Origin of the sequence: Klebsiella sp. DY2415 (assembly GCF_026314315.1) — a bacterium.
GTDB classification, from domain to species: Bacteria; Pseudomonadota; Gammaproteobacteria; order Enterobacterales; family Enterobacteriaceae; genus Klebsiella; species Klebsiella ornithinolytica.
On record NZ_CP111115.1, the window covers coordinates 2,399,610 to 2,422,897 of the forward strand.

Genomic DNA, 23,288 nt, shown 5'->3' on the forward strand with positions numbered 1-23,288 from the left:
TATCCATCATGCGGAGAGTGTGATGCTGGCCTGCAGGCCAGCCTGATAGGTTACTTGACGCGTTTTTGTGCTTCGTTGAGCAATTGCTCCAGCAGCTGGCCAGGTCTGGCGTATTTGCGGCACAAAATCATGGCGGCGATGATGTATGGCTTCCAGCTGGCTTCTTTGTAGGTGGCGATACGGTATTTTTCGAAGACCGCTTCGGTGACTTCCCCCTCGTCGCAGGAGACGCCGGTGATGTCGGCAGGCAGACAGTGCATATATAGCGCCTCGCCGTTTTTAGTCTGCGCCATCATCTCTTCAGTACAGTGCCAGTCTTTATGGTTGGCGTTTTGCGCCAGGCAGGCCTGCTCCAGCGCTTTTAACCCATCATGATCGTTAGCGCGCAGCAGTTCGGTGCGTTTTTCCATCACCTTATAAGGTGCCCAGGACTTCGGATATACAATGTCCGCATCCTTAAACGCTTCTGCCATATCGGTGACCTGACGGAAGCGGCCGCCAGAAGCTTCGGCGTTGTTTTTCGCCACGTCGATGACGTCCGGAATCAGATCGTAGCCTTCCGGGTGTGCCAGAGTGACGTCCATACCAAAGCGGGTCATCAGACCGATAATTCCCTGAGGCACCGAGAGAGGTTTGCCGTAACTTGGCGAGTAGGCCCAGGTCATGGCGATTTTTTTACCTTTCAGGTTTTCCAGCGATCCAAAATGTTCGCGCAGCCAGGCAAGATCGGCCATTGCCTGCGTCGGGTGGTCGATATCGCACTGCAGGTTAATGAGGGCCGGGCGCTGCGGCAGTACGCCCTGTTGGAATCCGTCGTCCAGCGCGTCGCCGACTTCGCGCATGTAGGCATTGCCGGCGCCAAGATACATGTCGTCGCGAATACCGATAACGTCGGCACAAAATGAGATCATGTTGGCGGTTTCGCGAACGGTTTCGCCGTGGGCAATTTGTGATTTGCCTTCATCAAGGTCCTGCTGCGCGAGACCTAACAAATTCAGCGCTGAGGCATAGGAGAAACGAGTGCGGGTTGAGTTATCGCGAAAAACGGAAATTCCCAGCCCGCTATTAAAGGCCTGGGTGGCAATATTCTCTGCACGCAGCGTCTTTAAGGCTTCGGCAACATCCAGCACCTGTTTCAGCTCATCCGGAGACTGTTCCCACGTCAGCAGGAAGTCTTTATCGTGAAGGTTGGAGTTGAGGTGGTTGATATCCTTAATCAGTTCGTTAACAGTTTTCATTTTTAGGTCCTGGTAGTGAATGACGAGCTTAATGATTGCTGTGCGGTCGGGAGCGGCGAGCGTGAAGTGGCGACGGCCAGCGCTGTATATTCACTAACAATAACTGTGCCAGTTCCTGATAAAGAGTCTGACGTAGAGATAAATGGCTGTGATTATGCGATGACGATCACGTAAACATCGGTGCGCGAGGGGGTGAGGTAAATAAGATTCATTTTCGTTATGCCGGCTGCAATTCGGTTTCTTTTATTCAGCGGCCGCAGAACGGGGAAGAAAAGACAGCTTCATCGTCAAATTGATAAAAAACCGCTGCGAATTCTCATATTGATATGAAAATGTGATATCGCCTCCATATTTCCGTCAAAGAGTGAAAAGGGGATTTTATCTGCATCAATTCCGTTCAACCCTGGAGTAGTATCATCGGGAAAGAATAAAAATAGTTTTCGGTTAGTGAGAGTAAGGGTTCATTATGATTTCCTCTAACACCTTATCCGTATTGATGCAAATTCAACCTACAATTCAACGGTTTGCTCGTATGCTCTCCAGCGTGCTTCAGCTTGAGGTCGAGATTGTCGATAACACACTCTGTCGCGTCGCCGGAACAGGCGCGTACGGGAGATTGCTGGGAAAAAAGTTGAATGAAGATTCGCGACTTTTGCGTTACATAATAGAAACAAAAAAAGACAAAGTTGTTACCCATTCTCGTTTTGATCCTCTTTGTAAAGGATGTGCCAGTAAGGAAAGTTGCAAAGAAAAAGCGTTTCTTGGCACTCCTGTTATTTATCAGGGACAGTGTGTGGGCGTTATTAGCCTTATTGCGTTAACCCGCGAGCAGCAGGAGCGAATTAAAGATAATCTTCACGAATTCTCCGATTACGTTCGCCATGTCTCATCAATATTCGTTTCGCGGCTGCTGGAGGGGCAGGGCAGTAGCGATAATATTCAAAAAATATTTTTGACCATGATTGAGAATATGGATCAGGGGGTGCTGGTGGTCAGCCTCGATCAAAAGATAAAATTTGCCAACCAGACGGCATTAAAGATTCTTGGTGTAAATCAGGGAAATATGGTCGGCAAAACGATTAATTTTCGTCCGTTAACCTTTGAGCATAATTTTGTGCGCGGCCATATGCAGCATGTGATCTCCTTTGATGACAAGAAAGAACTTATTATCGGGCAGCTGCATGCTGTTCAGGATCAGTGGCTATTCTTAATGGCTTTTCATCAATCGCACGCCACGACGGATTTCAGTGCGGCGCAGGACGAGCCGCAGATTGAGCAGCTGATTGGCGAATGTCGCCCGATGCGTCAGTTGAAAAAACTGATAAGCCGCATAGCGCGTGGTCCGTCCAGCGTGATGGTTGCTGGCGAAAGCGGGACCGGAAAAGAGGTTGTCGCCCGCGCCATTCATAAGCTGAGCGACCGACAGGCAAAGCCGTTTATTGCCATCAACTGTGCGGCTATCCCCGAACAGCTGCTGGAGAGCGAGCTGTTCGGTTACGTAAAAGGGGCATTTACCGGCGCGTCGGCCAACGGTAAACCCGGGCTGATACAGGCGGCGAATCACGGTACGCTGTTTCTCGATGAGATTGGCGATATGCCCCTTACGCTGCAGGCAAAGCTGCTGAGAGCAATTGAGTCGCGTGAGATCCAGCCGGTAGGGGCCAGTCACCCGGTTCCGGTCGATATCCGCATTATTTCCGCCACCAACCAAAACCTGGCGCAGTTTATCGCCGAGGGTAAATTTCGTGAGGACCTCTATTACCGGCTTAACGTGATTCCGTTAAGGTTACCGCCGCTACGCGAGCGGCAGGATGACATCGAGCTGCTCATTCACCATTTCCTGCAGCTGCATACCCGCCGTCTTGAGCTGGTCTATCCCGGCGTCTCTCCCGAGGTCATCGGTTTGCTTAAGCGCTATCATTGGCCTGGCAATATCCGCGAGCTGAGCAATTTGATGGAGTACCTGGTCAACGTTGTGCCATCGGGTGAGGTGATTGATGCGTCATTGCTTCCGCCAAACTTAATCTGCAGCGGTAAAACCACCGGGCGGGATGCCAGCCTGCCTGGCGAGATGGCGGAGGTTAAAGAGGAAGAAGGGAGCACGGCGCTGGAAGCGATGGAAAAACAGATGATTCGCGACGCTTTGACTCGCTACAGCAATAAGAAACAGGCGGCGGATGAGCTGGGAATTGGCATTGCCACGCTGTATCGCAAAATTAAAAAGTACGAGCTGATTGGCATCTGATTCTTGAACGGACAAGGATAGCCCTTATGCTAAACGTATGGCGGAGCGGCGGCGGGTTATCACTCTGAGAGCGGTAATTATCAAAATCATCTCTTCCTGACTCAGGCTTGAGGTTTGACGCATTCACTGCTGCCGGTAAAGCTATCGCTTCTGGCTATGAGACCAACAGCAGGCAGTGCTTGCTCGCTTCAGTCTGCATTTTTGTCTATTTTTTAACCAGGTGGCGTCATTATTGCTTTGTAACCCTGTCTTCGGCTGCTGAGGTAGCCGGTTAGCAAACATGATAAGGACAGGATTATGGCGCAACTAAATGAGAATACACCTCCCTTAGCCGTATCACCGATAACACCATTTTTTGCTAAGTCTCGCATCATTGCTCGCCCCGGATTTAACCGTTGGCTGGTGCCACCGGCGGCGTTAGCCGTGCATTTATGCATCGGCATGGCTTACGGTTTTTCCGTCTTCTGGTTGCCAATGTCGCAGTTAATTGGCGGTACACACCCCCTGCAGTGTCCGGCTGAGATGTCATTCTGGCAGCAGCTATTTACCCGAGAATGTGACTGGAAAATTTCGCTGCTGGGTTGGACCTATACCTTGTTTTTTGTTTTCCTTGGCTGCGCCGCGGCACTCTGGGGAAGCTGGCTGGAAAAAGTCGGTCCGCGACTGGTGAGTCTCGTCGCGACGCTGTGCTGGTGCGGCGGGTTGCTGCTCTCCGCTCTCGCCATTTACAGTCATCAACTGTGGCTACTCTGGCTGGGAGCCGGAGTGATTGGTGGTATTGGCCTGGGACTGGGCTACATATCGCCGGTTTCTACGTTACTGCGCTGGTTCCCGGACAAGCGCGGGATGGCTGCTGGCATGGCGATCATGGGCTTCGGCGGCGGGGCACTGGTCGGCGCGCCGTTAGCAAACTGGCTGATGAACTTTTTTGCCGGCCCGCAAGGAAACGGCGTCTGGCAGAGTATCCTGGCGCTGGCGGGGATCTACTCGCTGTTTATGTTGTGCGGTACGTTTGGCTACCGTTTGCCGCCGATGGGCTGGCATCCCTCGGGGGAGAAAGCGCAAAAGGTGATGCGTAATCATTCCACCATACAGGTGCATGTCAGCGTGGCGTGGCGAACGCCCCAGTTCTGGCTGCTGTGGCTGGTGTTGTGGTTGAATGTCACCGCCGGTATCGGCATTTTGGGTATGGCATCGCCCATGCTGCAGGAGATTTTTGCCGGAAAGCTACTCTCGCAGGACCTGAGCTGGAATGAATTAAGTGGCGAACAGCTGAAGCGGATTGCGACGATGGCCGCCGGATTCACCGGCCTGCTCAGTTTGTTTAATATTCTGGGGCGTTTCTTCTGGGCTTCGGTGTCGGATCTGTGCGGCAGAAAGACCACCTTTGCCTTAATTTTTTTGCTAGGGGCGTTGTTCTACGGGACGTTGCCGCTGACCAATCACGGTGGCTATGTGGCGCTTTTCGTCTGCGCGCTGTGCATCATTATTTCGATGTATGGCGGCGGCTTTGCCACCATTCCGGCTTATCTGGCCGATGTATTTGGTTCTCAGATGGTCGGAGCGATTCACGGTCGTCTGTTGACCGCCTGGTCCGCTGCCGGCATTAGCGGCCCGGTGCTGGTGAATTACCTGCGAGAATATCAGCTGGCGCAGGGCATCGCCCCGGCACGGATCTATGATATTACGCTGCTGGTCTTGACGGTATTACTGGTTATGGGTTTCATCTGCAACCAGCTTGTGCGCCCGATTGCGGAAAAATATGCCATGACCGCCGAACAGCAGCAGCAGGCTAAGGGCATGTATACCATTAATGCCAACGCGCAATTGACATGGGAGGCCCGTCCCTCCGTTGTGCTGCTAACGTTAAGCTGGTTTGCTGTGGGGCTACCGCTGCTGTGGGGAATAGGCACGACGATGCAACAGGCAATAAAATTCTTCATCTAGCAGGAGGTAGTGCACGTACCGACTGAACGCAACCGTTGCGCTGTCTGAGGCGTGAGATCCCTTGTATTTTGTCACAGCCCCGCAGAAACGATCGGGGCTGCAACATATAGATTCCATTTGAATAACGATTCCTATTCTCTGCTGCGGTGATACACTGACAAACTGTGATCTTTGTCATACCGTAATTCATACCGAGAAAAGAGACACTGCTATGCAACATATCATTGAGGGTTTCCTCAACTTCCAGAAAGAGATCTTCCCGCAGCGTAAAGAGCTCTTCCGTAGCCTGGCCTCCAGCCAGAATCCCAAAGCGCTGTTTATCTCCTGTTCTGACAGCCGCCTGGTACCGGAACTGGTGACCCAGCAGGAACCTGGACAGCTCTTTGTCATTCGTAACGCGGGGAATATCGTGCCCTCATTCGGACCAGAGCCGGGCGGCGTGTCCGCGACTATTGAATATGCCGTTGTTGCCCTGGGCGTCACCGATATTGTCATCTGTGGCCATTCCAACTGCGGCGCGATGACTGCGGTTGCGACCTGCCAGTGTCTGGATCCGATGCCGGCAGTGGCGCATTGGCTGCGCTATGCCGATGCCGCAAAAGCGGTGGTCGAAAAAGGCACCTGGAACAGTGAAATCGATAAAGTGAATGCGATGGTGCGGGAAAACGTTATCGCACAGCTGAACAACATCAAAACTCACCCGTCGGTTGCCGTCGGTCTGCGTGATAAGGCGCTGCGCCTGCACGGCTGGGTTTACGATATCGAAAGCGGGGCGATTGGCGCGCTGGATAAGAACACCAAAACCTTTGTATCGCTGTCGGAGAACCCGGCTGTCTACTTCGAGTAATTTCTCTCTTCAGGGCAGGGAAGCCCTGTATCTCAGTGTACCGTTTTTGACTCGTCCTCCCGTTCTTATTCCTGTTCTCCCCTCTGTGGCTTTCCTGTCATCTTTGGAATCACCGGCCGTCGCCGCGCATCTGCCATACTCATGACTGCTTTACCATCGTGCAGGAGGGGAATAATGATTAAGCTGTGTAAAACGTGCGGCACGTCGTATGACGAAAGAAGTACACCCATCTTACGCTGCAAGATTTGTGACGATGAACGCCAGTATGTCCCGGTCAGCGGACAGGCGTGGGTAGCCTTCGAGGATCTCATCAGCCATCATACCAACGCCTGGCAACAGCATGACAACACCTTGTTTAGCCTTAAAACCGTTCCCCGGTTCGCTATCAACCAACGCGCGTTTCTGCTCAGAACGCCGCAGGGCAATATTCTGTGGGATTGCATTGCCAATCTCGATGCCGCCACGATGGCGTTGATAGCTGCGCTTGGCGGTATTGATGCCATCGCGATTTCCCATCCTCATTACTACACCACCATGCAGGATTGGGCGGCCGCCTTTGACGCGCCAGTCTATCTGCATGCCAGCGACAGTGAGTGGATCGTGCGCGATAGCCCGGCGATTCGTCTGTGGCAAGGCGATGCGTTTGAGCTATGGCCCTCGGTGCAGCTGTTGCGACTGGGCGGCCACTTCGCCGGGGGAACCGTTCTACACTGGCGCGAGGGCGATGGCACGCTGCTGGTGGGCGACATCCTGCAGGTGACTCCCGGTGCGGATGCGGTCTCTTTTATGTGGAGCTACCCGAATATGCTGCCGCTGCCCGCGTCGGTCATTGAAAACATCATGCAGCGCCTGGCCGGCGTGCGGTTTGCCAGACTGTACGGAGCCTTCGCCGGGCAAAATATGCTGAACAACGCGCATGAAAGGGTACAGCGTTCCGCACAAAAATATCTCGCCTGCCTGCGTGGATGACGCCTGTTAATCGCGATGAGAGGCCCTTTTGCACAGGCCGCTCATCGCCGCCCATTGCCGAAAAGGGCCGCTACCACACCCCGTCGCCGCCATCCGAACACCAGACCTGGCCTGAAGCGAAGGAGCAGGCGCAAATCTTTTCACTGGTGAAAACTTGTCCTGGCAACCAGGCTTTATAAGGCCGGTTGAGGAACCTGCACAGGACTTTTTCCTGCGCCGGCTTATCAGCCACCGCAATCATCCACGTCGCGACCGGAGGTATACATGAGACGATTGATGGCAAATGACGGCGCAAAGCGCGGGAGTCGCCCGGCAAAAGACGACCCGCGCGAACAGGGGGAAATACCGCGTAAACGCGATGATAGCGAGGACCATAAGAAAGATCCTTTTCACCCGGATCCCGGGCAGCGCTAAGATTGATCGTCACAGATCGGTCTGCGGCAAACGCCTGCGGCGACGGGACGCCGGACGGGAAATGGCGCCTGCCATGGCTTCAGCCATCTCGGCACAGGCGGTAATACCCTGCACAAAAGGCCGATCATGCATTAACCACGGCAGCGCCGCGAACGCCACGCGGCCTCGTACCTCCGCAGGCTCCTGTAACGTGTAGTCGTCCCCTACGTCCGGGATCTCATCGCCGGTGGCCTGCAGCTGCTCCCGTAACGTCGGGAAGGGCAGATCTTTTGTTTTTAGCGCTCTTTGCCCGCGTGCATCAATAAAGACATCATAGGTGGCCCGGCTTTCCCGCGTGGCAATCACCGTTTTGTCCTCTTCGATCGCCATCTGGTAATCCTCGCCGAGGGCGAGAATGCGGAGCGCTCCGGCTTCGCGAAGCGCCAGCAGGCGGCGGATCGACTCTGACGGAATAGCGGCGTAATTATCGATGAACACCCGGGCGAGCCCGTCGCTAAAGCGCTGACTATCCCGCGCATCCAGATGCGGGACCATTTCCTGCACGGCCTCATGCAGCCGGAGGATGACATAGCGCCACGGAACGGTGTATTTCTCGCGCTTGTTGCGCTCGACTTCCATAAGATTGGCCTGCGCCCAGTGAAACGGGTCATGTTGGTGTCGTTCACGAAACCACGCGTCGCTGAAGCTATCGGCGTTCAGCGTCGGGAGGGCGATACCGGCACTCCATTGCGGATCGGCGCGCTCGATCTCCTCTGCCATCAACCGGAAAACGCGGTCAAGTAAACCCTCTGAACCGGCGGCAATCGCCTTTTCCAGCGCGTCAGGCGTCACCACCGAAAGCGGTTCATAGGGAATCGGGCAGTAAAAATCCGCTTCCGGCAATATGCCGGAGCGCGACATCAGGACAATATTCAGCGCTTTGCTGGCCGGATTGAGCCTGAACTGCAGCGATCGCGCGGCGGATTCGACAAACTCGCCGTGCTGAACCACCACGGCCATCGCGGCATCAATACCGCTCAACGAGGTACCCATGATACCGACCCTGCATGCCGGGATCTCGGCATCCATCAGGCCGGACCACGGACTGGGGAAAAAGGTACGGGTGGACTCCTCGTCAGCGGGCCAGACGTGGCCCGTGGCGATGACCGCAAGATCGAAACGTTCCGCCGCCGACTCACCTTGTGCCCATAATCTGACGCCTTCTGCCGTGGCCTGCAGGTCGGTGACCTCACAGGATTCATGCACCGTCAGCGAGAAACCCTGTTGTCTGGCTCTGGCTGTCAGGCCGATAAACTGGTCGCGAAAATATTCGCCAAGCAGGATACGCGGAAGAAACTGGCGAACATGCAGCGAATCATAGCTGACGCCATAGCGGGCAAGGTGCTCCTCGCTTTGCTGTTTCAGCCAGTCGATATAGGGACAGAGGATCGGTGGGATTTCAATACTGGCGATATTGGCCAGCATCATGCGCGAGTTTTCTTCGTCGCTGTATGGCATGCCGACGCCGGCCTGACTCGCCTGCTCATAGACCGTCACCGCCAGCGGCTCCGGATATTTTAACAGGGAAAAAAGAGTATAAATCCCGGTGGGGCCTGCGCCGATAATCGCAATTTTCTTCATGCATCATCACCCGTGATAAACGTTCTTCCATTGCCGTTTCCCGCCTGCCGGACGGTCAACCGGGAAAAGCGATCGGCGCCTTAGGTTCAGCAGCGGGAGTCGGGTTTAAGTGTGGTCGAAAACCCCGGCGCCAGCCAGCTGGATGCATGCGGTCTGTACGTCGCTCCCGGCTGTCAGCTGGCGGGCAATAAAAAAGGGGCCTCTGTGCCCCGCAAAAGTTTTCCGCTGTTATATCGCTCAGGGAAAAGGAAACTGTTTCAAGGCCGGATGGGCTTCTGCTATTTCGCTGTGGGCACGAATTGAGTGGAAGTCATCGGCCTTCACCACCTCGGGGATCATCGCCTGAATAAAGGTCCATACCACGGCGCTGGTTACCGAGACCTGATCGAGCGGCGTGTTGAGCGCCCGGCGTTCCAGCGCGGCGTTCCATTCCCGGCAGGCAGACAGTAACTGCCAGGTGATGCGTTCAATCCACGGTTGATACTGTTTCTCTGGCGGCCGTAAGCGGTGTTCGTAAACCTGTTGTACGGCTTTTTCGCTGGCAGCCAGAATCCATCCCAGCGTCTGAAGATCTTCGGCCAGCGCAGGGCCGGCGGCGGGGAGCAATTTACGCTGCAAATCTGCCTGAGATTCGAAGTAATGAAGGATCAGCGTGGAGTCCATCAGCCGAACGGCGTTATCCAGAATCAGCGTAGGCGCCTTGACCACCGGATTGAATTTTGCGAAGGGTTCAACGGCACTAAACACCGACAGCGGCAGGTGTTCAAATTCGACACCGTACAGCGCCAGAGATACCGCGATGCGCCTCACGTAAGGGGAGTCCAACATGCCAATGAGTTTCATCATGATTCCTGTTTTCCTGTCTCTGAAAGGAGAATGCCGGGTCAATCAAGGTGCGCCAGGAAGGATATCACCGTGCGCATTGCCCCTGGCTGCAGAGAGACATTACGCCAGATTGGCGATAACGAATATTACGCATTTCTTACCTGAGATGTCAGAATGACTGACCGGTACTGTCGCCCGAGGTTTACCCTCCTGGACCAGGGTAACGTTGACCTCCAGGAGCCGGAATATAAGGAGCTGCTTCATGTCGGATTACCCACCGATCGCCAGTTTACGGAGCTTTGAGGCCGTTGCCCGACTTGGGAGCGTGACGCAGGCGGCGAAAGAGCTGCATGTCACCCATTCGGCAATCAGTCAGCAAATTAAAGTGCTGGAAGAGATGCTCGGCGTGAGATTGTTTACGCGTCACGGACGCGGAGTGCAGATTAACGAAGAGGGGCGACTGTATGCGATGCATGTCCGCGAGGCGCTGGAACATATCGCGGATGCCACTCGTCTGGTCCACGTTAAGCCGCGGACGACGACGTTAACCCTGGCCACGGTACCGTCTTTTGCCTGCCACTGGCTATTGCCGCGCCTGGATCGCTTTCGCACCAGCTATCCCCATATCACGTTGCGGCTGCTGGCCAGTCTGACGGTCACCAACATGCAGCAGGAGGCGGTGGATATCGCCATTCGCATGGGGAAAGGCGACTGGGAAGGGCTGGAAAGCCGCTATATGTTTGCCGATGAGCTGATTGTGGTGGCCGCGCCGCATTACAACGGCGGCGCGATGCCGGCAACGCCGCAAGAGGTGGCGGCGAGTAAGATTCTATTTTCGATGGAATCCTGGAAAACCTGGTGCCTCAAGGCCGGGCTGGAGCGTGAGATCGTCGCCGGCGGACTCTGTATCAACGACTCGAATCTGGTTCTGGAAGCCGTGCGACTCGGCAATGGCATTGCGCTGGAGCGGCGCTCCCTGGTGCAGGGCGCGATCGATCGAGGAGAGCTGGTCCAGGTCACCGCCTGTTCTGCGCCTTATCCCTGGCCGTACTGGCTGGTCACCCCGCAGCAAAGTGAAAAGAAAACGGAAGTCTCGTTGTTCATCGCCTGGCTGAATGAAGAACTTGCGGCCTGGCGCCAGCGGGAAGATTTGCCGGCGCCGCGATAGCATGGTTCCGGCGCTTGCCAGGGGGCTCAACGGCCGGCGGATCGGGCAAATTCCCGCACCAGCGCCAGAAAGGCGGCCAGCCCGGCGGAGGGGTGACGTCTGCCGGGATAATACAGACACAGGCCGGGAAAAGGGGGCGTCCAGTCGTCCAGTAAACGAATGAGCCGGCCGGCCTCAATATCCTCGATGACATCCTGTTCAAGAAAGAAACCTATTCCCGCATCTTCCAGCACCGCAATCCGCGCCAGCGACGCCTCATCCAGCGTCAGCTGCCCGCGGACATCGACCTGTACCGTTTCTCCTTGCTTCTCAAGATGCCAGCGATAGAGGGAACCATCGGGCAGACGCACCCGGATGCAGGGATGATTGAGCAGATCTGCGGGGGTTTCAGGCCGCTTATGGTGCGAAAGATACTGCGCAGAAGCCACCACGGCATAGCGCTGAGGTTTGCCGAGGGAAAGTGCGATCATATCCTCCGGTATCAGGCTGGCGACCCGTACTCCCATATCGAAGCCTTCCGCAACGATGTCGATCAGCCGGCCATCGGTGACGATATCCACCTGCATTTGCGGATAGCGGCGCAAAAACTCCAGCACGACCCGGGAGAGAAGCGTCCGGGCGGCAAACGGAGGCGTATTGATGCGCAGGACGCCAGAAGGGGTTTCGCTGCGGGAGCGGACAACCTCAAGGGCCTGATGAACGCCCTGCAGCGACGGACCGATGTTATCGATAAACAGGCGACCGGCGTCGGTGAGCCCCACGCTGCGGGTGGTCCGGTTAAATAGACGTACGCCCATTTCGGCTTCAAATCTGGCGATGATATGGCTCAATGCGGTGGTTGATACCCCCAGCTCGATCGCCGCCGCGCGAAAGGTCCCTCGTCGGGCGATGGCCAGAACGGCATCTAAATCCGTCAGCGTGATTCGCGACATTATCCCATTTCCTTCATCATGGCATCCCGGTTTGTCCTGATTGTTTAAATTATAAAGGATTCTTAAAGTTAAGCCGTAGCGTTTAATCACGGGAGATTCACTATGGATACGCCATCAGCAGTACAGGCCTTTTTTGCCGCTGAAGATCTGGAGCGCGTTGTCAGCGCCTTCACCCCGGATGCGGTGGTGAAAGATGAAGGGAATACCTATCGCGGACGGCAGGCCATCCGCGAGTGGCGGGTTGCCGCCAGACAAAAATACCGGTATGTCGCCGAACCTATTGAGACGATAACGCAGGGCGCCAGGGTAAAGGTGCGCGCCAACGTCAGCGGAAATTTCCCCGGCAGCCCGGTCATCCTTAGCTATGTATTTCGCCTGACGGCAGGGCAGATCGATGAGCTGGAGATCGGTGATGAGTGATTTTCTGGCGCTGGAAGGAAAGCGCGTTCTGATTACCTCGGGTACCAAAGGGGCCGGGGCGGCAACCGTGGCGCTGTTTCGCCAGCTGGGGGCGCGAGTGTTAACCTGCGCTCGCCATCCGCCGGACGCTCCTGTTGATGCGCTCTTTGTGACGGCGGATCTCGCCACGGCGAGCGGGTGCGCTCTGCTGGCCGCGGAGGTACAGGAGCAGCTGGGCGGCGTTGATATTATCGTTCATATGCTGGGCGGTTCTTCCTCCCCGGCAGGCGGGTTTGCCGCGCTGAGCGATGAGCTGTGGCAGCAGGAGCTGGATCTCAACCTTTTCCCTGCCCTCAGGCTGGATCGTTTACTGCTTCCCCTCATGCTCAACAGCGGGAAGGGGGTGATTATCCACGTCTCTTCAATCCAAAGAAGGATGCCGCTGCCGGAGTCAACCACGGCCTACGCCGCGGCAAAAGCCGCGCTCTCCACCTACAGTAAAAGCCTGTCGAAAGAGGTTTCCCCCAGGGGCGTTCGTGTTCTGAGCGTGGCCCCCGGCTGGATTGAAACCGAGGCGGCGGTCAGATTTGCGCAGCGGCTCGCGCAGCAGCAGGGGGTTGAGTATGCGCGAGGGAAACAAATCATCATGGACTCATTAGGCGGAATTCCACTCGGTCGTCCGGCGCAACCCGAAGAGGTGGCCAATCTGATTGCGTTTTTAGCCTCCGACCGGGCGGCATCGATAACCGGGGCAGAATACCTCATTGATGGTGGAACCGTACCGACGGTTTAACCATCACCACGGACTGGCAAGGCGCGGCGAAAGGTTTTCTCCTCACTCAGTCTTGATGGCAAGGTATTGCTGCCAGGGCTTCAGAGGGGCGTGGAGCGTGCGAGGCGGGGATCAAAGGTAAAGGGATACTGACGCACGGAGGCCAGGGCCTCGCTGAACGCGGGATGAAGCGGGTTTAAAATGGCGTTGTTTTCATAGGGAATAATGCAGGAGGGAAGCATCAGCGCCAGACCGCTGCCCGACTGTAGCCAGCCGGTGCCCAGATCCATTGTGGAAACGGGCATCGGATTTTCTTGCCAGTTATCCGGTAACCACTGTTTATCGAGGGATTCCACTTCGCTGTTCGGTATCTCGATACTATACAGCTGATACTGGTTGAGGATTGCCTCATTTTTGACGTGAACCAGGATCTCCAGTGACGCCAGGGCAATGGAAGTGGACACATAGACCGCCGGGTGTCCCTGGTGATTCCAGCGCCCGCCGTACTGGTTGGCCCCGCTTCCCGTCCAGGCTTCGCTGGCGTAACGGCCGGTAACCAGACGATAGAAAATCATGCAAAGACGCCGTGTTCCAGGCGACCAATCAGGTCTGTTACTTCTAGCGCGCCGCTCTCGGTAGCAATCAGATCGATGGGGGCGACATTGCCCAGTCCTCTGACCGGCGACTGCAGCCAGTCGTAGGCATCCTGCTTGCTGCCAAAATAGTCGACGGCGGTATCCAGGACCCTGACAAAACGCGCCACACGTTCGCTTTCGCCTGGCGTCAACGTGCCGCCCGCGCTCTTGCGCCGGGCAACGTTGCGCTCATTAATCCCGGTGATGCGCAGAATGTCGGTTTTCGACATTTCCGTCCACTCATGAATATTATCCAGAACGCTGACCGGTAATCCCATACTCAGCAGCTCAATCAACTGCATACCCCGATTCGCCGGTAGCCCGGCATAGCGCCACAGCGCATTATCGGCAGGTTGCTCTGCAGGAACCCAGGTTTTCATCTTCCCTCCTGAATAAGGACATTTGTCATGCTTTATTATAGTCATTTGTCGGGTTGTTGAAAATATAATCGCCGGGCAGGTCATGAGTTGATTGCGGTTTTGTGGCTGGCGGCCCCGAAAACAGTCCGCAGTAAGGACCGTCAGCTGGACGGTCCTCCGGGGTCGTTTTATTCGTCGCGGATTCAACGTTTACTGCTGCAACACTTCAGCAAATTTCGCCAGCCATTGCGGATGGGCGGGCCAGGCAGGGGCGGTGACCAGGTTGCCGTCAACATGCGCCTGATCGATACCGATCTCAGCATAATGCCCGCCGCTGAGCCGTACTTCCGGCGCGCAGGCCGGGTAGGCGCTACAGGTGCGGCCTTTCAGTATTCCGGCGGCGGCCAGAAGCTGCGGGCCGTGGCAAACGGCGGCAATGGGTTTGTGCGCCGCGTCAAACGCCTGAACCAGTTTGAGCACCTCGTCATTCAAGCGCAGATACTCCGGCGCTCGTCCACCGGGGATCAGCAGGGCGTCATAATCCTGTTCTTTTACGGCAGCAAAGTCGGCGTTGAGGACAAAGCGGTGCCCGGGTTTCTCGCTATAGGTCTGGGCACCGTCAAAATCATGGATCGCCGTCATGATATAGTCGCCTTTGCTCTTATCCGGGCAAACCGCGTCAACCTGATGGCCAATCATCTGCAATGCCTGAAACGGCACCATGGTTTCGTAATCTTCGGCATAATCACCAACCAGCATCAGAATTTTTTTGCTCATAAGGGTTGTTCCTCAGGGAATAAAGATGCCTAAGGTATAGTCCAGGGGCGAAGGGAATGCGAACCGCAAGTGGCGTTGTGTGTACTGATACCGCGGTGTTTCGCCTGTGCTCTGCTTTTGGAGCGCGCGCAGCTCTCGGCCTGAGTGACTTTGGTAGACGATAAATGATTGCCGACCTGCGGCAGGGAGCCGGGCAAGGAACTACTGAAGCGTCTGGCCAATCCCGAAACTGTAAGGGCGTGAAATCGTACGCCATATCGCGTTCTTGTAATGCATTAATGTAATTTCTCATCGGTGTGTGCAGATTGACGATGATCTGCGCGTTTTATATTGCTGCCCGGTCCCGTCAGGACAATAATCGCCCATAGAGATGTCTCCTCACTGAATACAGGCCGCCATGATCATAAAAATCGTTTGTCTGAGTCTGCTTTGCATCATCCTGCTCTCCCTTGGCGCCAGCCTGGCCCAGACGATGTATCAGCGGGAGCTACGTCCGCAGGAGGGCTGGTGGTCCGCCCGTCGTGACTCAGCTGGCCTGGCGCCTGATCCCCAGCAAAACGCCCGCCTGGCCATTGTGCAGGTCTACGCTGCGCCCACCTGGGGCTAGAAAGGCGTGGTGGCGGTGCATCCCTGGATTATCTATAAACGCGCCGGGGAAACGGAATATAACCGCTATGAAGTGATTAGCTGGGGAGGCGGGGAGAAGGTGCGCCGTAATAGCAACCCGCCGGATGGCTACTGGTTCGGCGCGAAACCTCGTTTACTGGTGGAGCATCGGGGAGCAGAGGCCGAGGCCATGATCCCGCAGATTGTCGCGGCAATTGCCTCCTACCCCTGGCCGGATACCTACCACGCCTGGCCGGGCCCTAACAGTAACACCTTTCTGGCCCATATTGGCCGCGAGGTGCCCGCGCTCAAACTGGATATGCCGGCCAACGCGGTGGGGAAAGATTTTCGCTCGCTGCTGAATCCCATTGGCCTACCGCCATCCGGGCGCGGGCTGCAGGTGTCGGTGCTGGGTATCGCCGGCGTAACGCTGGGAGCTGAAGAGGGATTTGAACTCAATCTGCTGGGGCTGAACGTCGGCCTGGATTTCACGCCGCTACGTATCCGTCTGCCATTTATTGGCGGACTGGGCCATGACAATTTGTCCAATAACGCTGCGGAACACTCCCGATAAATGGCGACGCTCCCCACCTGCAGCTAAGCCAACATTGCGTATCGCTGCTGCACATTTCTCCTCTACGTGGCTATAAAGGTCGATGTTGGCATTTTAATTGTTATGTTATAACATAACAATTAAAATGCTGTGGTCACGCTGAGTGGCCCGAAATCAGCGGACCAATGACAAATGAAGTACGAGGAGATAAAAGGCAATGTCTGACATCAGCGTAGAAAGACAGGGCGACATGCGTCTGCCGGTGACCGTTCTGTCCGGTTTTCTGGGCGCCGGGAAAACGACCCTGCTCAACCATATTCTGAACAACAGAGAGGGCAGGCGCGTTGCGGTTATCGTCAATGATATGTCGGAGGTCAATATTGATGCCGCTCTGGTCAGGGAAGGGGGCGCCGAACTTTCACGTACCGATGAAAAACTGGTTGAAATGAGTAACGGCTGTATCTGCTGCACGCTGCGGGAAGATCTCCTGCTGGAAGTGAATCGCCTGGCGAAAGAAGGGCGCTTTGATCAGCTGGTTATCGAGTCTACCGGTATTTCTGAACCGCTTCCGGTTGCTGAAACTTTTACCTTTGCCGGCGATGACGGGCAAAGTCTTTCAACCGTGGCGCGTCTTGATACCATGGTGACCGTCGTGGATGCCTTCAATTTTTTGCGTGATTATGACTCTGCAGATAGCCTCCGCTCACGCGGAGAATCACTGGGCGAAGGCGATGAGCGCAGCGTGGTCGACCTGCTCATTGAGCAGATTGAATTCTGCGATGTGCTGGTCCTGAACAAAGTCGATCTGATCGATGACGGGCAACAAGAAAAGTTAACGGCTATTTTGCGCTCTCTGAATCCACGGGCAAAAATAGTTGTTTCGCAGTTTGGTCAGGTAGCACTGGATAAGGTCCTGAATACCCGGCTGTTTGATTTTGATAATGCCGCACAGGCGCCAGGCTGGCTGAAGGAACTACGCGGCGAACATACCCCGGAAACAGAAGAGTATGGGATTAGCAGCTTTGTTTTTCGCGCCCGCCGGCCTTTCCATCCGGCCCGTTTCTGCCAGGTGATGGCACATGAGCTGGCTGGAGTGGTTAGATCGAAAGGATATTTTTGGTTGGCCAGTCGTCCGGAATTTGCCGGCGCCTGGTCCCAGGCCGGTGGCGTGGCGCGTCAGGAACTGGGGGGAATGTGGTGGGCAAGTGTCCCCAGAGAACGCTGGCCTCAGGATGATGAGTCGCTGAAATTTATCCGGGCAAACTGGATGGATGGTGTGGGCGATGCCCGGCAGGAACTGGTGTTTATCGGAATGAATATGGATGAATCAGCACTACGCGCCAGGCTGGGTTCGGCTCTGCTTACGGACGAAGAAATGGCGGAGGGGCCGGGCGAATGGCGTCACTACTCCGACCCGCTTGCGCCCTGGGTTGCCGCATAAGTCAACGCAAGAGACCCGGTAAAAGCCGGCTCTTCATTGCTTCTCTGTGCAATAACGCCGCAGAGACGGCGTGCGTGCGGGAATATTCGTCAAGGGGGGCTGCTGAGAGGATAAACTGGCCCCAGTCCTGTTTCAGGAATGGCCTGAATAACCGCAAGGGAGAGATGAGCGTGTTACAGCGAGAAATGTGCGAAATTCACACCGTTCGATAACCTACAGACGGTTGCTGATGTCTGCGGAATAAAGAATGGTGCGTCCGAGTGGACTCGAACCACCGACCCCCACCATGTCAAGGTGGTGCTCTAACCAACTGAGCTACGGACGCATTATGGTGCGTTTAATTGGACTCGAACCAACGACCCCCACCATGTCAAGGTGGTGCTCTAACCAACTGAGCTATAAACGCATTATGGTGCGTTCAATTGGACTCGAACCAACGACCCCCACCATGTCAAGGTGGTGCTCTAACCAACTGAGCTATGAACGCAATGTTGTGGTGACAACGGGGACGCATATTAGCGATCGGATGGGGTTGTGGCAAGAGGCAAACGTCACTTTTCTTTCAGATCTCACGCGATTGCGGAAGTTTTGCGCATATTGCTCATATTTTACTGATGCTAAAGGATATTTCTTATCCAGTTGCCCTGGTCTCGCTGCGGCGTCGTGCCTGACGCGGCGCGAAGTAAGGCCTGGCGACGCTGTCGGGAGAGAATGAGTGATTCGTCAGGCGAATGGTGCAAGAGGCGTCGCAGACGCGGGGGCCGGAAAAGAGAGGTTACCTGAAAATAAGGCGAAGGGTAAAAAGTGCGCAGAGGACTAACAGGATCAGAATAAGCTCAAAACGATAGCGCTGCAGCATAGTGGCCTCCTGAAATAAAACCGGCGCTGAAACAGCGCCGGTTTATGATTAACTCAACTTAGCGGAAAAATTAAGCAGCCGGTTGGGCAGCCGGTTTAGCGGCCTGATGCTTAGTGGTTTTGTGATGTTTTTTTGCCGCCTGAGCTTTCTGGGCTACCGGTTTAGCCGCCGCTTTGTGGTGTTTTTTAGCGGCCTGGGCTTTCTGGGCTACTGGTTTGGTTGCCGCTTTGTGGTGTTTTTTAGCGGCCTGGGCTTTCTGCTCAGCGGCCGGTTTGGCGGCAGCTTTGTGGTGTTTTTTCGCGGCCTGGGCTTTCTGTTCAGCGGCCGGTTTGGCGGCGGCTTTGTGATGTTTTTTCGCGGCCTGGGCTTTCTGCTCAGCGGCCGGTTTGGCAGCGGCTTTGTGATGTTTTTTATGATGAGTGGTTTTGGCAGTGGTGCTGTGAGTTGCAGCAGCCGGAGCCTGAGTGGTGCTTACTGCATCAGCAGCGAAAGCAGCAGAAGACAGACCCATAGCAGCGGCAACGACCAGAGCTAATACTTTTTTCATTCTGATATCCTCGAAATTATTTCTTCAGTGAACCCCACTGCGGGGCTGTTGAAATCACTATAAGTTTTTCTTTTTCTGGCTTCAGTGAGTGTTTGGTATCGGCGAGTAACGGAATGTACAACGCATAGAGCGGGCGAAAAGCAGGATGCTCCGCTAACGGATTCAGCGTCAGCGGAGGGGGGGGTTAGCGACGCAGTGTATCGGACAGCGTCGTGAGCAGCGTCGGGCGGGTCATTCGTACGCAATAGGCAGGCTGGCCGCGTTCAAAACGCCATCCCTCGGACAGTGGTCCGGCGTCTACGGTGTCAAAGCCAAATGCCTCGTACAGCGCGGCGGCGATCGCTTTTCCTTTTTCACTATCGCCTGCCAACGGCAGCGCCCGACGATTTTCCGCGCCCGCGGGCAGTCCATCGCTTTCCAGCTGGGTCATGGGAATCGCGTTAAACGCTTTGGTGACGGTAGCGGCAGGCAGGATTTGGGCGAGCAATTCGCTGGTGGTGGTTTCTCCTGACTCCAGCGCCTCGATCGGGCCGTCACGCTCGGGATAGTAATTCACTGCATCAATGACATGTTTATCCTGAATTCCGCTGACCGGCAGCGAATGGATGGCGCTGAGCGGCACGGCAATGACCACCACCTCGCCAAATTCGGCAGCTTCCTCTGCGCTGCCGACCTGACAGCCAATCATCGGCCCCAGGCTGAAAAGCGTCTGGGGCCCTCGTGAGTTACTCAACATAACGTCGTGACCGGCGGCAAGCGCCAGCTTCGCGACAGACCGGCCAACGAATCCGGCGCCGATAATGCCAATCTTCATTTTCAACTCCTTACGAATGATCTGAGAGTGTTGATAAATTTAATTCCATCCCCGCAGAAGATAAATCGTAAGATAGTGGAATGATAAACAACTCAAATGAGTGAATCATGGACCAGCTCACCAGTATCAGGGTTTTCGTGAAGGCGGCTGAAACGGGGTCGTTTGCCGCCGCTGCCGGACAGCTGCGACTTTCGCCGCAGATGGTCGCCCGACACGTGGCGGCGCTTGAAGCACACCTCGGCACTTCATTAATCGCCCGCACCACGCGGCGACAGACGCTCACCGATATCGGGCGTAGCTATTATGAACGCTGCCGCGTGGTACTGGCGGAGATCGCTGAGGCGGACGCGGTGGCACAGGAGATGAAAGCGACACCTTCAGGCATCATCCGGGTGAATGCGCCGGTCACGTTTGGATCGCATGCGCTCGCGGCCTTTATTACCGACTATCTTGCCCGCTATCCTGACGTTCAGGTTGAACTGACGTTGAGCGACCGCATTGTCGACCCGATTGAAGAGGAGTTTGAGGTGATCGTGCGCATCGGTGAGCTGGCCGACAGCTCGATGGTGGCGTGGCCTCTGCTGCCATACCGGCTGATTGCCTGCGCGTCACCGGACTATATTTTGCGTCACGGCGAACCGCAGACGCCGACCGATCTTCAACATCATGCGTGTCTGGTTTATGGACATTGGTCGGCGGGCAGCGCCTGCCGGTGGCGATTTGAGAAACAGGGGGAGATGTTCGAGGTCAAACCCTCCGGGCGGTTTCGCGCGAATGACTGGAAGGCGCTGATGAATGCGGCTATCGCCGGGCACGGTATTACCCTCGGGCCGGAAGATGTGTTGAAAACCGAAGTGGAGCGGGGGAGCCTGGTACAGGTTTTAGCCGGATTCTCAGGACCGGCGCGGCCCATGCATATTCTGGTACCGGCCGGACGTCGGCGGACGACGAAAATTAAATGCTTTGTTGACGCATTAAGAGCTGCGCTGGGCCCGCGCTGAATCCGTACGACGGTGAGAAGCGGCACCCCGGGAACAGGATGCCGCTGGGCGTTAGCGCGCCGCGCGTTGCAAAATCACGCTGGACGGCTGACGCTGCAGGAAACGCATCCGCAGCATCATCATCACCGCTGCCGAGGTGAGCCCGATAATAAATCCGCACCAGAAACCCGCGGGACCCATACGCGGAACCAGCGTATCTGTTAAGGCCAGCAGGTAGCCGCTCGGCAGTCCCAGCACCCAGTACGCGGTAAACGTAATAAAGAAGATCGAACGCGTATCTTTATAGCCGCGCAGAATCCCGCTACCAATCACCTGGACGGAGTCGGAGATCTGATATATCGCGGCCAGCAGCATCAGCTGGGAAGCCAGCAGGACCACCTCCGGATTGTCGTTATACAGCAGCGCAATCTGCTTACGCATCAGGATGGTGAAAATCGCCGTGATCACGGCCATGCAGACGCCAACGCCAACCCCGGTTCTGGCAGAAACCTGCGCATCGAGGGTGGAACCCTGCCCAAGACGGAAGCCGACGCGGATGGTGACCGCTGCCGCCAGCGAAAGGGGTAAAACGAACATCAGCGAACTGAAGTTCAGGGCTATCTGATGGCCCGCGACGTCCACAATGCCCAATGGAGAAACCAGCAGCGCAACGACCGCAAACAGAGTGACTTCGAAAAACAGCGCCAGCGCAATCGGCAGTCCCAGCTGCACCAGGCGTTTAAGCACGTTCAAGTCCGGTCCGCTGAAGCCTTCATCGCTACGGATATCGCGCATAGAACGGGCGCGACGTACCCAGGAGATCATGCAGAAGAACATCACCCAGTAAACGGATGCCGTCGCCACGCCGCAGCCGATGCCGCCCAGCTCAGGCATGCCAAAGTGGCCGTAGATAAAGATATAGTTAACGGGAATATTGACCAGCAGGCCGATAAATCCCATCACCATCCCCGGTTTGGTTTTCGCCAGGCCTTCGCACTGGTTACGAGCGACCTGGAAGAAGAGGTAGCCGGGGGCGCCCCACAGCAGCGCGCGCAGGTAGCCTACCGCTTTTTCAGCGAGGGCCGGGTCGATATTGTGCATCGAGCTGATGATGTACCCGGCGTTCCACAGCACGACCATAACCAGCAGCGAAACGAATCCCGCCAGCCAGAACCCCTGACGAACCTGATGGGCAATGCGGTCGCGGCGGCCGGAGCCGTTTAGCTGGGCGATAACCGGCGTCAGCGCCAGCAGCAGACCGTGGCCAAAGAGAATTGCGGGGAGCCAGATAGAGGTCCCAATCGCGACGGCAGCCATATCGGTGGCGCTATAGCCACCCGCCATCACGGTATCGACAAAGCCCATAGAGGTCTGGGCGACCTGTGCCAGGATCACAGGAATGGCCAGGGCTAATAACTGACGCGCTTCAATAAAATACTTCTGCACGTGAACACCTTTATATTGTTGTTATTTTGAGACTAAAAAAGCCGCCGTAATTGGCAGCAAGAAGAAAGAGCTGAGGGGTTTTCCAGTCTATTGTAGCGATGATGCGCCATTAAGCCAGTGAAAAAATGGTAGGGCACGATGCGCGCTGGCAACCTGTTTTGCCAACTGGTATTGTTCCCGACAGGTATAACGGTAATGATACCGTCACGAAAGTCTACAGGAGTAAAGCATGTTTACTGGCATTGTGCAGGGGACCGCTAAAGTGGTGTCCATCGATGAAAAACCCAATTTTCGCACCCATGTGGTGGAGCTGCCTGAGCATATGCTTGCCGGCATCGAGACCGGGGCATCGGTGGCGCACAATGGTTGCTGCCTTACAGTCACCGAAATTGACGGTCCGCGTATCAGTTTTGACCTGATGAAAGAGACGCTGCGTATTACCAACCTCGGCGCGGTAGAGGTGGGGGACGTGGTGAACGTGGAACGAGCGGCAAAATTCAGCGATGAGATCGGCGGTCATCTGATGTCCGGTCATATTATGACCACGGCGGAAATCGTCAAGATCCTGACCTCGGAAAATAACCGCCAGATCTGGTTTAAGGTTCAGGACCCGACGCTGATGAAATATATCCTCTATAAAGGATTCATCGGCGTTGACGGGATCAGCCTGACGGTCGGAGAAGTGACCCCGACGCGTTTTTGCGTGCATTTGATCCCGGAAACGCTGCAGCGCACCACGCTTGGCATTAAAAAACTCGGCGATCGGGTGAATATTGAGATCGACCCGCAAACGCAGGCGGTAGTGGATACCGTGGAACGTGTGCTGGCGGCCAAAGAAGCGGCACAACACCTGAGCGATGAATGATCGGGCGCCGCCGCCGGATGAAGCATAAAA

The 23,288-nt window shown here is 55.7% G+C and carries 22 protein-coding genes, 3 tRNA genes and 1 pseudogene; 12 read left to right on the forward strand and 14 right to left on the reverse strand.

The genetic code is table 11. The features are described from left to right. Positions 1 to 50 precede the first annotated feature (50 nt). Positions 51 to 1,238 carry a knotted carbamoyltransferase YgeW gene (gene ygeW, locus OQV00_RS11160; RefSeq protein ID WP_004862818.1) on the reverse strand — a complete coding sequence of 396 codons (1,188 nt, stop codon included), beginning with the start codon at positions 1,236 to 1,238 and terminating at the stop codon, positions 51 to 53. Positions 1,239 to 1,704: 466 nt separating this feature from the next. Between ygeW and OQV00_RS11165 the strand changes: the two genes are divergently transcribed. From OQV00_RS11165 to OQV00_RS11185, 5 genes are all read left to right on the forward strand, one after another. After that, entirely contained in the window at positions 1,705 to 3,483 is a 1,779-nt protein-coding gene (locus OQV00_RS11165) for a sigma-54 interaction domain-containing protein (RefSeq protein ID WP_015584180.1), read from the forward strand. A gap of 297 nt (positions 3,484 to 3,780) precedes the next feature. Continuing rightward, positions 3,781 to 5,430 (forward strand): OFA family MFS transporter, encoded by a 1,650-nt coding sequence (locus OQV00_RS11170; protein ID WP_266280346.1) that lies wholly within the window; start codon positions 3,781 to 3,783, stop codon positions 5,428 to 5,430. A 211-nt stretch (positions 5,431 to 5,641) separates the two neighbouring features. Further along, positions 5,642 to 6,277, forward strand: coding sequence for a carbonic anhydrase (locus tag OQV00_RS11175; protein ID WP_004862810.1), 636 nt, complete (start codon positions 5,642 to 5,644; stop codon positions 6,275 to 6,277). A gap of 174 nt (positions 6,278 to 6,451) precedes the next feature. Next, a complete protein-coding gene (locus OQV00_RS11180) occupies positions 6,452 to 7,246 on the forward strand; it encodes an MBL fold metallo-hydrolase (RefSeq protein ID WP_004862807.1) in 795 nt (264 codons plus the stop codon). A gap of 264 nt (positions 7,247 to 7,510) precedes the next feature. Beyond that, positions 7,511 to 7,660, forward strand: a complete 150-nt coding sequence (locus tag OQV00_RS11185) for a hypothetical protein (protein WP_266280347.1) — start codon at positions 7,511 to 7,513, stop codon at positions 7,658 to 7,660. A gap of 9 nt (positions 7,661 to 7,669) precedes the next feature. On the opposite strand, the gene OQV00_RS11190 is transcribed toward OQV00_RS11185, so the two are convergent. Beyond that, entirely contained in the window at positions 7,670 to 9,280 is a 1,611-nt protein-coding gene (locus tag OQV00_RS11190; protein ID WP_086816309.1) for an FAD-NAD(P)-binding protein, read from the reverse strand. 237 nt (positions 9,281 to 9,517) lie between these two features. Further along, positions 9,518 to 10,126 (reverse strand): glutathione S-transferase family protein, encoded by a 609-nt coding sequence (locus tag OQV00_RS11195; RefSeq protein WP_069475887.1) that lies wholly within the window; start codon positions 10,124 to 10,126, stop codon positions 9,518 to 9,520. A 241-nt stretch (positions 10,127 to 10,367) separates the two neighbouring features. Between OQV00_RS11195 and gcvA the strand changes: the two genes are divergently transcribed. Continuing rightward, complete coding sequence (gene gcvA / locus OQV00_RS11200) at positions 10,368 to 11,273, forward strand: transcriptional regulator GcvA (protein WP_015584186.1); 906 nt, start codon at positions 10,368 to 10,370, stop codon at positions 11,271 to 11,273. A gap of 26 nt (positions 11,274 to 11,299) precedes the next feature. Here the strand turns inward: gcvA and OQV00_RS11205 are convergent, their stop codons facing one another. Further along, a complete protein-coding gene (locus tag OQV00_RS11205; RefSeq protein WP_044349852.1) occupies positions 11,300 to 12,205 on the reverse strand; it encodes a LysR family transcriptional regulator in 906 nt (301 codons plus the stop codon). Positions 12,206 to 12,307: 102 nt separating this feature from the next. On the opposite strand from OQV00_RS11205, the gene OQV00_RS11210 reads away from it, so the two are divergent. Further along, positions 12,308 to 12,625: a nuclear transport factor 2 family protein gene (locus OQV00_RS11210; RefSeq protein ID WP_004862785.1), complete on the forward strand. Its 318-nt coding sequence runs from the start codon at positions 12,308 to 12,310 to the stop codon at positions 12,623 to 12,625. Continuing rightward, positions 12,618 to 13,397, forward strand: coding sequence for an SDR family oxidoreductase (locus OQV00_RS11215; RefSeq protein WP_004862782.1), 780 nt, complete (start codon positions 12,618 to 12,620; stop codon positions 13,395 to 13,397). The genes OQV00_RS11210 and OQV00_RS11215 overlap by 8 nt, the downstream gene beginning before the upstream one ends. Positions 13,398 to 13,477: 80 nt before the next feature. On the opposite strand, the gene OQV00_RS11220 is transcribed toward OQV00_RS11215, so the two are convergent. From OQV00_RS11220 to OQV00_RS11230, 3 genes are all read right to left on the reverse strand, one after another. Further along, on the reverse strand, positions 13,478 to 13,951 hold the full coding sequence (locus tag OQV00_RS11220) for an RES family NAD+ phosphorylase (protein ID WP_004862779.1): 474 nt from the start codon (positions 13,949 to 13,951) through the stop codon (positions 13,478 to 13,480). Next, entirely contained in the window at positions 13,948 to 14,391 is a 444-nt protein-coding gene (gene parS / locus OQV00_RS11225; protein WP_032716402.1) for a type II RES/Xre toxin-antitoxin system antitoxin, read from the reverse strand. Before parS ends, OQV00_RS11220 begins: the two co-directional genes overlap by 4 nt. Before the next feature lie 189 nt (positions 14,392 to 14,580). Then, positions 14,581 to 15,147 carry a DJ-1/PfpI family protein gene (locus tag OQV00_RS11230; protein WP_015584190.1) on the reverse strand — a complete coding sequence of 189 codons (567 nt, stop codon included), beginning with the start codon at positions 15,145 to 15,147 and terminating at the stop codon, positions 14,581 to 14,583. A gap of 397 nt (positions 15,148 to 15,544) precedes the next feature. Between OQV00_RS11230 and OQV00_RS11235 the strand changes: the two are divergent. Together OQV00_RS11235 and zigA are read left to right on the forward strand one after the other, a co-directional pair. Further along, positions 15,545 to 16,327: pseudogene (locus tag OQV00_RS11235) on the forward strand (DUF3750 domain-containing protein). A 196-nt stretch (positions 16,328 to 16,523) separates the two neighbouring features. Then, positions 16,524 to 17,747, forward strand: a complete 1,224-nt coding sequence (gene zigA, locus OQV00_RS11240) for a zinc metallochaperone GTPase ZigA (protein WP_069475891.1) — start codon at positions 16,524 to 16,526, stop codon at positions 17,745 to 17,747. Positions 17,748 to 17,995: 248 nt separating this feature from the next. Here the strand turns inward: zigA and OQV00_RS11245 are convergent. The 6 genes from OQV00_RS11245 to OQV00_RS11265 form a co-directional block, all read right to left on the reverse strand. Next, positions 17,996 to 18,072 (reverse strand) — tRNA-Val (locus OQV00_RS11245). Positions 18,073 to 18,076: 4 nt separating this feature from the next. Continuing rightward, a tRNA-Val gene (locus tag OQV00_RS11250) sits at positions 18,077 to 18,153 on the reverse strand. A gap of 4 nt (positions 18,154 to 18,157) precedes the next feature. Continuing rightward, a tRNA-Val gene (locus OQV00_RS11255) sits at positions 18,158 to 18,234 on the reverse strand. Between the two features lie 288 nt (positions 18,235 to 18,522). Then, entirely contained in the window at positions 18,523 to 18,606 is an 84-nt protein-coding gene (ydgU, locus tag OQV00_RS27240) for a small membrane protein YdgU (protein ID WP_099130681.1), read from the reverse strand. 70 nt (positions 18,607 to 18,676) lie between these two features. Then, complete coding sequence (gene asr / locus OQV00_RS11260) at positions 18,677 to 19,153, reverse strand: acid resistance repetitive basic protein Asr (protein ID WP_071887178.1); 477 nt, start codon at positions 19,151 to 19,153, stop codon at positions 18,677 to 18,679. A 184-nt stretch (positions 19,154 to 19,337) separates the two neighbouring features. Further along, a complete protein-coding gene (locus OQV00_RS11265) occupies positions 19,338 to 19,967 on the reverse strand; it encodes an NADPH-dependent F420 reductase (protein ID WP_075808481.1) in 630 nt (209 codons plus the stop codon). A 107-nt stretch (positions 19,968 to 20,074) separates the two neighbouring features. Between OQV00_RS11265 and OQV00_RS11270 the strand changes: the two genes are divergently transcribed. Beyond that, a complete protein-coding gene (locus OQV00_RS11270; protein WP_015584194.1) occupies positions 20,075 to 20,968 on the forward strand; it encodes a LysR family transcriptional regulator in 894 nt (297 codons plus the stop codon). A 51-nt stretch (positions 20,969 to 21,019) separates the two neighbouring features. On the opposite strand, the gene mdtK is transcribed toward OQV00_RS11270, so the two are convergent. After that, a complete protein-coding gene (gene mdtK, locus OQV00_RS11275) occupies positions 21,020 to 22,393 on the reverse strand; it encodes an MdtK family multidrug efflux MATE transporter (protein ID WP_004862752.1) in 1,374 nt (457 codons plus the stop codon). A gap of 229 nt (positions 22,394 to 22,622) precedes the next feature. On the opposite strand from mdtK, the gene OQV00_RS11280 reads away from it, so the two are divergent. Next, positions 22,623 to 23,258, forward strand: a complete 636-nt coding sequence (locus OQV00_RS11280) for a riboflavin synthase (RefSeq protein WP_004862750.1) — start codon at positions 22,623 to 22,625, stop codon at positions 23,256 to 23,258. The last annotated feature ends 30 nt before the right edge of the window (positions 23,259 to 23,288 follow it).